This window comes from Bradyrhizobium sp. MI1.3 (assembly GCF_055811695.1).
In genome coordinates this window covers 210,917-222,229 of the sequence record NZ_JBVVPQ010000003.1, presented here as the reverse complement: position 1 = coordinate 222,229, position 11,313 = coordinate 210,917, and the positions used below count along the sequence as shown (strand labels likewise).

The window sequence follows — 11,313 nt, the reverse complement described above, 5'->3', positions numbered from 1 at the left end:
TCGCCGCATTACGAATGGCGATCAAGGCGCAAAGACCAGGTCCCGGGCTGATCCATCATTCCGATCGCGGCACACAATACGCTTCAACCGAGTACCGCCAAGCACTGCAAGCCGCCGGCTTCCGGCCTTCAATGAGCCGCAGAGCCGACTGCTACGACAATGCCCCGATGGAAAGCTTCTTCCACACCCTCAAGACCGAACTGATCCATCACCGTCAATATGAGACCCGCAATGAAGCCGAGCGCGACATCTTCGCTTACGTCGAAGGCTTCTACAATCAGACCCGAAGACACTCGGCCATCGGCTATATCAGCCCGGTCGAGATGGAGCTAAAATCGGCTTGATCCATGTCCACTTTTTTGGGGGAAGATCAATTCTGGATTGCTTCGCTTCGCTCGCAATGACGAGCTTGTCGGGACGGCATCGCCAGACTTACGCGCCGCTCTTGCTGCGCCACCTCTCCGCAAACCTATGCAGCGGCATGAACGTCTCGCACAATTCCCGTCCGAGCGCCGTCAGCCCGTAACCGCTGGCTTCGCCGAGCGCCACGAACCCGGCCTCGCGTAAATCGTCCAGCCGCGCCTGCAGCACCGTCGGCGAGGCCTCGTCGCAGGCGGTGCGCAATGCGCGCGAGGTGAGGGGGGCATCGCGCAATTCCCACAGGATCCGCAGGCTCCAGCGTCGTCCCAGGAGGTCGAGCAGCACCATGATCGGCCGCCCGGTGCGCGAGCCACGGACGCCGCGCGATCTGGAAGTGGTCTGTTTCGCCATTGTCGGCCTCTTGCGTGTCGCTACAAATAGTGTAGCGTAATGCTACAGTAAATGTAGCAAGGAAGACGGCCGATGTCCCAGGCCACGCCGCGCATTGCCCCGCTCACCCCGCCTTATCCCCCGGAGATCCAGGCGCAGTTCGACCGCATCATGCGCGGTGCGCCGCCGCTGCTGCTGTTCCGGGTGATGGCGGGCCAAACCCGCGCCTGGGACAAATTTCGCGCCGCCGGCCTGCTCGATCCCGGCCCGCTCTCGTTGCGCCAGCGCGAGATCGTCATTGACCGCACCTGCGCGCTGAACAAATGCCAATATGAATGGGGCGTGCACGTCGCGGTCTTCGCGGCGCCCGCGAAGCTCACCTCTGACGAGGTGCGTGCCACCGTGCAGGGCGATGCGGCGTCGCCGTGCTGGTCCCCGGCCGAGCAGGCGCTGATCGCCGCCATCGACGCGCTGCATCACCGTGCGACGCTTGACGACGCCGAGTTCGCCGCGCTGTCGGCGCATTACGACGAGGCGCAGATCCTGGAGATCATGCTGCTGTGCGGCTTCTACCGCACGGTCTCGTATCTGGCGAACGGACTGCGGTTGCCGCTGGAGGAGACGGCGGCAAGATTTCCGGCGTAGCTTTAACCGTCGTCATTGCGAGCGTAGCTAAGCAATCCAGAGTCTTTCCGCGGAGGCAGTCTGGATTACTTCGCTACGCTCGCAATGACGGAGGAGAGCGCGCGTGCGCTACGCCACGCCCGCCCGCAGCAGATCGTGCAGGTGCACGATGCCCACCACCTTGTCCGCCTCGGTCACCACCAGCGTCGTGATCTTGCGGGTGTTCAGCACCTCGATCATCTCGGTGGCCAGCATCGAGGGCGGCACGGTTTTCGGCTGCCTGGTCATGACGTCATCGACCGATGCCGTCAGCAGGTCCGGCCGCATGTGACGGCGCAGGTCGCCGTCGGTGATGATGCCGACAGCCTCGGCCGCATCGTTGATGATGCAGACGCAGCCGAGGCCCTTGGCCGACATCTCCATCACCGCGTCCGACATCTTGGTGCCGAGCGGCTTGACCGGGATCTCCGCGCCGGTGCGCATGTAGTCGCGGACGAACTTCAGCATCGCCCCTAACTTGCCGCCGGGGTGGAAATGCGCGAACTCCAGCGCGGTGAAGCCGCGGCCTTCGAGCAGGGCGATCGCGAGCGCATCGCCGATCGCGGCCTGCATCAGGGTCGAGGTGGTCGGCGCCAGATTGTGCGGGCAGGCCTCGCGCGCCTTCGGCAGCTCGATCACGATGTCGGCCGCTTGTCCGAGCGAGGACGCCGCGTTCGACGTCACCGCGATCATGGGGATCGCGAACCGCGCGGAATAGTTCACCAGCGTCTTCATCTCCGGCTGCTCGCCGGACCAGGACAGCGCCATGATGACGTCGTCGGTGGTGATCATGCCGAGGTCGCCATGGGCGGCTTCGGCGGTGTGCACGAAGAAGGCGGGCGTGCCGGTCGAGGCCAGCGTTGCCGCGATCTTGCGGCCCATATGGCCCGACTTGCCGAGTCCGGTGACGATGACGCGGCCCTTCGCGTTGCGGATCAGATCGACCGCCTGGGCGAAGCTCGCGCCCAGCGGGCCGCGCAGGGCGGCGGCGAGCGCGTTGATACCGCCGCTCTCCGTTTCCAGCGTGCGGAGTGCGGATTCGACGCTGTCGGGAATGGGGCCGGATGATTGGGTCATCAGCGGTTTCGAACTCGGCATGTTCTGGTCCAGGGAGGAGGGGCGTTCGTCCGTTGGCGCCTGCTTAGCACGCCACGGCCTTCGAGGCGACGAGGGCGCCCCAACCCTCAACCGGTCGTTAACCATAATTGTTTTAACTCCATTAACGATAGTTCCCGCCGATCGGCTGGGATGATCGCGAAAGTGTTTGATTTCGTTGGAGTTCTTCCATCGTGGGGTCGTCTCCAGGCACGAGCCGGAGCAAGCGCGCGCATTTTCTGCGCGCGGCTTTGCCGTGCTTTGCGCTGACGGTCCTCGGAAGCGCCCCCGGGGCGGCCCAGAGCCTCACCCCCGATCTGTTCAGTCCTAACCGCGGTGGCTTCGCATCGCCCGACACGCTGCCGACGCGCCGGACCGCGGGCGTGCCGCAGGCACCCTCGGATGCACTGCCGACGCTGCCAGATCCCAATGCCGATTTGCGCAAGCGCCAGCAGGCGCCGGCGCGCCCAGGCCAGAACCCGAACAGCCAAAACCCGACCAACCCAAACCCGACCAACCAGGTCCCGCTCTACGGCCTGCCTGCCGCCAATGGCGCCAGCGCCTCCGGCTACGATTCGCTCAACCGCAAGCGACAGCAGCCGAAGCTCTATCCCGGACAGCCGAAGCCGAAGCGCCCGGTCGGCCCCGGCTCGCCGGTGCCGCCGGCAACGCCGGAGCGAACGCTCGGCCCGCCGCGCATCGCGCCGCCGCCCTCCGAGACCGCGCACAAGACACCGGTGCCGCCGGCGCTGGCCGGCAACGTGCCCGGCCAGCCGCTGCGCCGCCGCCTCAAGCTCGACGAGGATGCATTCGGCGCGGTCGGCGACTATGCCGGCAGCTTCCTGATCAAGGGCGGGCTCGAGCTCTCCACAGGCTACGACACCAACCCGGCGCGCTTGAACAAGCCGGTCGGCTCGCCGGCCTATGTCGTCGCGCCCGACCTGCTCGTGGCGTCCGATTGGGAGCGCCACGCGCTGGTCGCGGATCTGCGCGGCTCGTTCTCGGGCTACACCAACAACATGCCGGCGACGATCGACGGCTTTGCCTCGCCCTCGCCGGTCGAGGTCGACCGCCCCGATTTCACCGGCCATGTCGACGGCCGCATCGACGTCAATCGCGATCTCAAGCTGACCTCGCAGCTGCGCCTGCGGCTCGCCACCGATAATCCCGGCAGCCCGAACGTGCAGGCCGGCCTGCAGAAATTTCCTGTTTATGCCACCTATGGCACGACCGTCGGCTTCGACCAGACCTTCAACCGCTTCCAGGTCGCGGCTGGCGCGACCGTCGATCGCACCGCCTACACCAACTCGAAACTCACCGACGGCTCGACCTTCAGCAACGATGACCGCGACTTCAACCAGTATGGCGGCGTGGGGCGCTTCTCCTACGACCTCAAGCCGGGGCTGAAGCCGTTCGTCGAGATCCAGGGCGACACCCGCGTCCATGACCAGGCCGCCGACCGCAACGGCTTCTTCCGCGATTCGAACGGCGGCTACGCCAAGGTCGGCACGTCCTTCGAGTTCTCGCGCATCCTCACCGGCGAGGTCTCGGTCGGCTATTCCGCGCGCAACTACGTCGATCCGCGCTTGAGCCAGCTCGCCGGCTTCCTGACCTCGGGCTCGCTGATCTGGAATGCAAGCGGCCTCACCACGGTGAAATTCGCCACCGACACGCAGATCGCCGAGACCACTATCCCCGGCTCCTCCGGCGTGCTGGTGCATACCTACGGGGTCGAAGTCGATCACGACTTCCGCCGCTGGCTCACTGCCGTCGGCAAATTCACCTACGGCACCTACGACTACCAGGGCCAGAATCGCAACGACAAGACCTACTCGTTCGAAAGCAATCTGATCTACAAGCTCAACCGCAACATCTGGATCAAGGGCACGCTGCGCCACGACATCCTGGATTCGAACCAGGCGGGGTCAAGCTCGCAGGGCACGGTGGCGATGGTCGGGGTGAGGCTGCAGAATTAGCGCGTGTGGCCGTTGCCATTGGCGATACCAAGCCCGAGGTGTCGTCCTGGCGAAAGCCAGGACCCATCACCCCAGGGAGTAGTTTGGCGAAGACTCGTCGTTTGGTACTGCGACCGGCCAACGATCGAGGGATCACGCGGTATGGGTCCTGGCTTTCGCCAGGACGACAGCGGATTTATTGCCTGACTCCGAGCTTGCGCGGCTCGCGCAAAGTTCAGCGCGGCAGATCCGTCTTCCCCATCAGGAACGTATCGATCGACCTGGCGCACAGCCGGCCCTCGCGGATGGCCCAGACCACCAGCGATTGGCCGCGGCGCATGTCACCGGCGGTGAACACGTTCGGGCGTGAGGTCTGGTAGTCGAGCGTGTTGGCCTTGACGTTGCCGCGCGGGTCGAGCTCGACCGACAGCAGCTTCAAAAGGCCCTCGTGCACGGGATGGACGAAGCCCATCGCGAGCAGGACGAGGTCGGCGTCGAGCTCGAACTCGGTGCCGGCGATCGGCTTGAACTTGTCGTCGACGCGCACGCAATGCAGCTTCTTGACCTTGCCGTTATCGCCCGAAAACTTCTGCGTCAGCACGGCGAATTCGCGGACCGCGCCTTCGGCCTGGCTCGAGGACGTCCGCATCTTCAGCGGCCAGTTCGGCCACGTCAGGCCCTTGTTCTCGTGCTCGGGCGGAGCGGGCATGATCTCGAGCTGGGTCACGGAGAGCGCGCCCTGGCGCAGCGAGGTGCCGATGCAGTCGGATCCCGTGTCGCCGCCGCCGATGACGACGACATGCTTGCCGCCGGCCAGAATCTCCTGGACGCCGTTCAACGGTTCATTGGACACGCGGCGGTTCTGCTGCGGCAGGAAATCCATCGCGTAGTGGATGCCGGCGAGGTCGCGGCCGGGGATCGGCAGGTCGCGCGGGGCTTCGGCGCCGCCGGTCAGCGCGACGGCGTCGTACTCGTTGAGCATCTCGCGCGGATCGACATTGCCGTCGACGCCGACATGGCTGTTGTAGTGGAAGGTGACGCCTTCGCCTTCCATCTGCGTGACGCGGCGGTCGATGACGCCCTTTTCCATCTTGAAGTCGGGGATGCCGTAGCGCAGCAGGCCGCCGGCCTTGGCGAACTTCTCGAACAGATGCACGTCGTGGCCGGCGCGTGCGAGCTGCTGCGCGCAGGCCATGCCGGCCGGACCCGAGCCGATCACCGCGACCTTCTTGCCGGTCTTGTGGGCGGCGACCTCGGGCTTCAGCCAGCCATTGTCCCAGGCGCGGTCGACGATCGCGCATTCGATGGTCTTGATGGTGACGGGGTTGTCGTCGATGTTGAGCGTGCAGGAGGCTTCGCACGGCGCCGGACAGATGCGCCCCGTGAACTCCGGGAAATTGTTGGTCGAGTGCAGATTGCGCGAGGCCTCTTCCCAGTTGCCCTGGTAGACGAGGTCGTTCCAGTCCGGGATCTGGTTGTTGACCGGGCAGCCCGGTGTACCGGGCGAGACCGAGCCGGTGCCGTGGCAATAGGGAATGCCGCAGTTCATGCAGCGCGCGGCCTGGTCGCGCGTTTCCTTTTCGGAGAGGGGAACGACGAACTCGTGGAAATGCTTCACGCGCTCGGCGACCGGGGTGTACTTGCGGTCATGCCGTTCGATTTCGAGAAAACCCGTGATCTTGCCCATTAAACCCGAAGTCCCTGCCGTCTAATCGTTTGTTGTTTCCTCACCGTCATTGCGAGGAGCTCTTGCGACGAAGCAATCCAGTCTGCTTCCGAGTAGAAAGTCTGGATTGCTTCGCTGCGCTCGCAATGACGGGCGCTGATGTCCTAAGCCCCGATCGCGATTTTCGGCTCGGCGTCCGCGTTGGCGGCCATCTCGCGCAGCGCGCGCCGGTATTCGACCGGCATCACCTTGCGGAATTTGGGCAGCCAGTCCTTCCAGTTGGCCAGGATGTCGGCAGCGCGCCTGGAGCCGGTCGCCTTGGCATGGCGGGTGATCAGGACATGCAGCCGCTCGACGTCGGAGGCGAGCAGGTCCTTGAACACGTCGACCCGGCCGTGCGCCTCGAGGTCACCGGAGTGGTGATAGGTGCCGGCGTTGATCAGCTCTTCCGACAGCACCGGCTCGAGCTCGACCATCGCCATGTTGCACAGCCTGTCGAAGTCGCCGGTCTCGTCCAGCACATAGGCGATGCCGCCCGACATGCCGGCCGCGAAGTTGCGCCCGGTCTTGCCGAGCACGACCACGATGCCGCCGGTCATGTATTCGCAGCAATGATCGCCCGCGCCCTCGACCACCGCCACGGCGCCGGAATTTCGCACGGCAAAACGCTCGCCGGCGATGCCGCGGAAGTAGCACTCGCCTTGAATGGCGCCGTACATCACGGTGTTGCCGACGATGATGCTCTCTTCCGGCACGATGCCGCTGTTGGCCGGCGGCTTGACGATGATCTTGCCGCCCGAGAGGCCCTTGCCGACATAGTCGTTGGCCTCGCCTTCGAGCTCGAAGGTGACGCCTTGCGCCAGCCACGCGCCGAAGGCCTGGCCGGCGGTGCCCTTGAGGCTGACATGGATGGTCTCATGCGGCAGGCCGGCATGGCCGTAGATCTTGGCGACCGCACCCGACAGCATCGCGCCCGCGGAGCGGTTGGTGCTGTTGATCTGGGCCTCGATCTTCACCGGCGCACCGCGGTCGAGCGCAGGCGTCGCCTGCTCGATCAGCGTGCGGTCGAGCACCGCTTCCAGATGATGGTTCTGGCGCTCGGAGTGATAGATCTTCTGGCCCTTCTCTTCCTTCTGCTTGACGAACAGCTTGGAGAAGTCGAGGCCCTTGGCCTTCCAGTGCGCGACCAGCTTGGTCTGGTCGAGCAGCTGCACCTGGCCGATCATCTCGTTGAAGCTGCGGAAGCCGAGCGAGGCCATGATCTCGCGGACCTCCTCGGCGACGAAGAAGAAGTAGTTGATCACATGCTCGGGCTGGCCGGTGAAGCGCTTGCGCAGGACCGGGTCCTGGGTCGCGACGCCGACCGGGCAGGTGTTGAGGTGGCACTTGCGCATCATGATGCAGCCGGCCGCGATCAAGGGCGCGGTGGCGAAGCCGAACTCGTCGGCGCCGAGCAGCGCGCCGATCACGACGTCGCGGCCGGTGCGGAAACCGCCGTCGACCTGGACCACGATGCGGCTGCGCAGCCGCTCGCGCACCAGCGTCTGGTGGGTTTCGGCGAGGCCGATCTCCCACGGTGATCCCGCGTGCTTGATCGAGGTGAGCGGCGAAGCGCCGGTGCCGCCCTCGAAGCCCGCGATGGTGACATGGTCGGCGCGCGCCTTGGCCACGCCCGCGGCCACCGTGCCGACGCCGATCTCCGAGACGAGCTTGACCGAGACCGCGCCGTCCGGGTTGACGTTCTTGAGGTCGTAGATCAGCTGCGCCAGATCCTCGATCGAGTAGATGTCGTGGTGCGGTGGCGGCGAGATCAGGCCGACGCCCGGCGTCGAATGCCGGACCTTTGCGATGGTCGCATCGACCTTGTGGCCGGGCAGCTGGCCGCCTTCGCCGGGCTTGGCGCCCTGCGCCATCTTGATCTGCATCATGTCGGAGTTGACGAGATACTCCGTGGTGACGCCGAAGCGGCCCGAGGCGACCTGCTTGATCGCCGAGCGCATGGAATCGCCGTTCGGCAGCGGCTTGAAGCGGTCGGCTTCCTCGCCGCCCTCGCCGGTGTTCGACTTGCCGCCGATCCGGTTCATGGCGATCGCGAGCGTGGTGTGCGCCTCGCGCGAGATCGAGCCGAAGCTCATCGCGCCGGTGGCGAAACGCTTGACGATGTCCTTGGCCGGCTCGACCTGGTCGAGCGGCACCGGCTTGCGCTTCTCTTCGTCCGCGTTCTTGATCCTGAACAGGCCGCGCAGCGTCAGGAGACGCTCCGACTGCTCGTTGAGGATCTTCGCGAAGGCGCGGTAGCGTTCCAGCGAATTGCCGCGCGCGGCGTGCTGCAGCAGCCCCACCGACTCGGCGGTCCATGCATGGTCCTCGCCGCGGCTGCGATAGGCATATTCGCCGCCGACATCGAGCGAGGTCTTGTACACGAGCGCATCGCCGAACGCGTCGGCATGACGGCGCACCGCCTCTTCGGCAATCTCGCCAAGACCGACGCCCTCGACGCGGGTATGCGTGCCGGCGAAGAATTTTCCGACGAATTCCGCCTTCAGGCCGATGGCGTCGAAGATCTGCGCGCCGCAATAGGATTGGTAGGTCGAGATGCCCATCTTGGACATCACCTTGAGCAGGCCCTTGCCGATCGACTTGATGTAGCGCTTGACGATCTCGTAGTCGTCGAGCGAGCCGGGCAGGCGGTCCTTCATCGCGATGATGGTCTCGAACGCCAGATACGGATTGATCGCTTCCGCGCCGTAGCCGGCCAGACAGGCGAAGTGATGCACTTCGCGCGGTTCGCCGGATTCGACGACGAGGCCGACCGAGGTGCGCAACCCGGTGCGGATCAGATGATGATGCACGGCGGCGCAGGCCAGCAGCGACGGGATCGGAACCCGGTCGGTGCCGACCATGCGGTCGGACAGGATGATGATATTGACGCCCTCGCGCACCGCGCTCTCGGCGCGCGCGCAGAGCTCGTCCAGCACCTGGTCCATGCCGGCCGCGCCGAGGCCGGCGTGGAAGGTGGTGTCCAGCGTGCGCGACTTGAAGTGCGACTCCGCGACCTCGGAGATCGAGCGGATCTTTTCGAGGTCCGCGTCGGTCAGGATCGGCTGGCGTGCTTCGAGGCGCTTGGTGGTGGCAAGGCCTTGCAGGTCGAACAGGTTCGGCCGCGGTCCGATGATGGAGACGAGGCTCATCACCAGCTCCTCGCGGATCGGGTCGATCGGCGGGTTGGTGACCTGCGCAAAGTTCTGCTTGAAATAGGTGAACAGCGGCTTGGCCTTGGCCGACAGCGCCGAGATCGGCGTGTCGTTGCCCATCGAGCCTGCGGCTTCCTCGCCGGTGGAGGCCATCGGCGTCATCAGGATGGTGATGTCTTCCTGGCTGTAGCCGAACGCCTGCTGGCGATCGAGCAGCGACAGGTTGGAGCGCACGCCGGTGGTCGGCACCTTCGGCAGCTCTTCCAGCACGATCTGGGTTCGCTCCAGCCACTCGGTGTAGGGATGGCTCCTGGCGAGCTCGGCCTTGATCTCGTCGTCGGGGATCAGGCGGCCCTGCTCGAGGTCGACCAGCAGCATCTTGCCGGGCTGCAGGCGCCACTTGGTGATGATCTGGTCCTCGGGAATCGTCAGCACGCCCATCTCGGACGCCATCACGATGCGGTCGTCCTTGGTGACGAGATAGCGCGCCGGACGAAGGCCGTTGCGGTCGAGCGTGGCACCGATCTGGCGGCCGTCGGTGAAGGCGATCGCGGCGGGGCCGTCCCACGGCTCCATCAGGGCGGCATGATATTCGTAGAAGGCGCGGCGCTTCTCATCCATCAAGGGATTGCCGGCCCACGCCTCCGGAATCATCATCATGACGGCGTGTGGCAGCGAGTAGCCGCCCTGCACCAGGAATTCGAGCGCGTTGTCGAAGCAGGCGGTGTCCGACTGGCCTTCGTAGGAGATCGGCCAGAGCCGGTTGATGTCCTTGCCGTACAACTCGGAGCTCACCGAGGCCTGGCGCGCCGCCATCCAGTTGGTGTTGCCGCGCAGCGTGTTGATCTCGCCGTTATGCGCGATCATGCGGTAGGGATGCGCCAGCGACCACGCCGGGAAGGTATTGGTCGAGAAACGCTGGTGAACGAGCGCCAGCGCGCTCTCGAAATCCTTTTCGTGCAGATCGGGATAGTACTTGCCGAGCTGATCGGCGAGGAACATGCCCTTGTAGATCACGGTGCGGCACGACATCGAGCACGGATAATAGCCGGCGAGGCCGCGGTCGCGGCGCTGATAGATCGCTTGCGAAATCGACTTGCGCAGGATGTAGAGCCGGCGCTCGAAATCGTCCTCGGTCTTGGCGGTGCCGTTGCGGCCGATGAACACCTGCATGCAGGCGGGCTCGGTCGGCTTCACGGTGACGCCGAGCGAGGAATTGTCGGTCGGCACGTCGCGCCAGCCGAGCAGCGTCAGGCCCTCTTCCTTGATCTGGTCGGCGATGATGCTCTTGATGACGTTGCGCCAGGCGGTGTCGCGCGGCATGAACAGCGCGCCGATGGCGTATTCGCCGGGATTGGGCAGCGCGAAGCCGAGTTCCTTCGCCTTGCGGCTGAAGAAAGCATGCGGGATCTGCACCAGAATGCCGGCGCCGTCACCGGCGCGCGGGTCGGCGCCGACGGCGCCGCGGTGCTCGAGGTTGCACAGGATGCTGAGCGCGTCCGCGACGATCTCGTGCGACTTCTTGCCCCTGATGTTGGCGATGAAGCCGACGCCGCAGGAATCCTTTTCCAGGCTCGGATCGTACAAGCCTACGGCCGGCGGGCGTGAATTGTGTTCCTGAATCGGATCAGTCGTTTTCGAGGCGACCGTCGCCGACAGTTGCTCTGCCACGATGTTTCCGCGCTCGACTTGCGACCCGTTCATGTCCTCGTCCTCTCCATGCGGCAAGCTGCCTCACCGCCATCTTCGGCGCACCTTGGGCGTCCCGCGGCACCCGCTTCTGGGTCACCGCTCGTCCGCTCGCGAGCCGCATTTTCTTAAATTCAGGCCAAGGCGTTCTTCGTCCCCGAGAACGGCTTTGCCTGTTGCCTTCTTGGCGCTCGAAAGCACCGACTTTCGTTGCAATCCCTATGCCGGAACCGCAAGCAAAATTGAGACAGTCTTCCTGTCCTAACCGCCACCTTGCCAAATTTTTGTCTATCACACAAGC

Annotated in this window: 7 protein-coding genes; 3 read left to right on the top strand and 4 right to left on the bottom strand. The window is 65.1% G+C overall.

Features of this window, described 5'->3' with window-relative positions:
* Positions 1-344 (top strand): IS3 family transposase (locus AC0L3A_RS03370; protein ID WP_473253592.1); only part of this gene is annotated, 344 nt, incomplete at its 5' end.
* A gap of 88 nt (positions 345-432) precedes the next feature.
* Here AC0L3A_RS03370 and AC0L3A_RS03365 read toward each other — a convergent pair.
* Complete coding sequence (locus AC0L3A_RS03365; RefSeq protein ID WP_473253591.1) at positions 433-771, bottom strand: winged helix-turn-helix transcriptional regulator; 339 nt, start codon at positions 769-771, stop codon at positions 433-435.
* A gap of 72 nt (positions 772-843) precedes the next feature.
* On the opposite strand from AC0L3A_RS03365, the gene AC0L3A_RS03360 reads away from it, so the two are divergent.
* The gene (locus AC0L3A_RS03360; protein WP_473253590.1) at positions 844-1,395 is read left to right on the top strand and encodes a carboxymuconolactone decarboxylase family protein; all 552 of its coding nucleotides are present in this window, start codon (positions 844-846) and stop codon (positions 1,393-1,395) included.
* Between the two features lie 108 nt (positions 1,396-1,503).
* Here AC0L3A_RS03360 and AC0L3A_RS03355 read toward each other — a convergent pair whose 3' ends face one another.
* Positions 1,504-2,511, bottom strand: coding sequence for a KpsF/GutQ family sugar-phosphate isomerase (locus AC0L3A_RS03355; protein WP_354129628.1), 1,008 nt, complete (start codon positions 2,509-2,511; stop codon positions 1,504-1,506).
* A 191-nt stretch (positions 2,512-2,702) separates the two neighbouring features.
* On the opposite strand from AC0L3A_RS03355, the gene AC0L3A_RS03350 reads away from it, so the two are divergent.
* Positions 2,703-4,484, top strand: coding sequence for an outer membrane beta-barrel protein (locus AC0L3A_RS03350; protein WP_354129627.1), 1,782 nt, complete (start codon positions 2,703-2,705; stop codon positions 4,482-4,484).
* A 214-nt stretch (positions 4,485-4,698) separates the two neighbouring features.
* Here the strand turns inward: AC0L3A_RS03350 and AC0L3A_RS03345 are convergent, their stop codons facing one another.
* Positions 4,699-6,150 (bottom strand): glutamate synthase subunit beta, encoded by a 1,452-nt coding sequence (locus tag AC0L3A_RS03345; protein WP_007597139.1) that lies wholly within the window; start codon positions 6,148-6,150, stop codon positions 4,699-4,701.
* A gap of 143 nt (positions 6,151-6,293) precedes the next feature.
* Entirely contained in the window at positions 6,294-11,027 is a 4,734-nt protein-coding gene (gene gltB / locus AC0L3A_RS03340; RefSeq protein WP_473253589.1) for a glutamate synthase large subunit, read from the bottom strand.
* Positions 11,028-11,313 lie beyond the last annotated feature (286 nt).

What these genes read in the sequence shown, in the direction of transcription:
- AC0L3A_RS03365 (WP_473253591.1), bottom strand. Translation starts at nt 771, where the DNA reads ATGGCGAAACAGACCACTTCCAGATCGCGCGGCGTCCGTGGCTCGCGC.
- AC0L3A_RS03360 (WP_473253590.1), top strand. Translation starts at nt 844, where the DNA reads ATGTCCCAGGCCACGCCGCGCATTGCCCCGCTCACCCCGCCTTATCCC.
- AC0L3A_RS03355 (WP_354129628.1), bottom strand. Translation starts at nt 2,511, where the DNA reads ATGCCGAGTTCGAAACCGCTGATGACCCAATCATCCGGCCCCATTCCC.
- AC0L3A_RS03345 (WP_007597139.1), bottom strand. Translation starts at nt 6,150, where the DNA reads ATGGGCAAGATCACGGGTTTTCTCGAAATCGAACGGCATGACCGCAAG.
- gltB (WP_473253589.1), bottom strand. Translation starts at nt 11,027, where the DNA reads ATGAACGGGTCGCAAGTCGAGCGCGGAAACATCGTGGCAGAGCAACTG.